Below are 286 nucleotides of genomic sequence, written 5' to 3'. Positions count from 1 at the left end.
GAAGCTCGTGGTCGATGCCGACACCGACAAGGTCCTGGGCGCGCACGTGCTCGGCCCGGATGCCGGCGAGATGGCACAGCTTTTGGGCGTTTCCGTCAAAATGGGTGTGACGAAATCCGATTTCGACCGCACCATGGCCGTGCATCCGACCGCGGCGGAAGAGCTCGTGACGATGTACAAGCCCTCCTACACGGTGCGCAAAGGCGAAGTGGTCGAGGCCGCGTAAGAGCACGCCGATCCCATCTTCCCGTCTCGTTCGCCGTAAGCTCCGCTTCAGGCAAGTGAC

At 62.6% G+C, this 286-nt stretch carries 1 pseudogene; it reads left to right on the top strand.

What is annotated here, in order from left to right:
* A pseudogene (locus tag CH341_RS32240) lies at positions 1-226 on the top strand (glutathione-disulfide reductase); the annotation flags it as partial.
* Positions 227-286 lie beyond the last annotated feature (60 nt).

It is taken from the genome of Rhodoplanes roseus (genome assembly GCF_003258865.1).
GTDB classification, from domain to species: Bacteria; Pseudomonadota; Alphaproteobacteria; order Rhizobiales; family Xanthobacteraceae; genus Rhodoplanes; species Rhodoplanes roseus.
The sequence above is the reverse complement of the archived record's forward strand: the minus strand, read 5'-3'. Positions and strand labels throughout refer to the sequence as shown.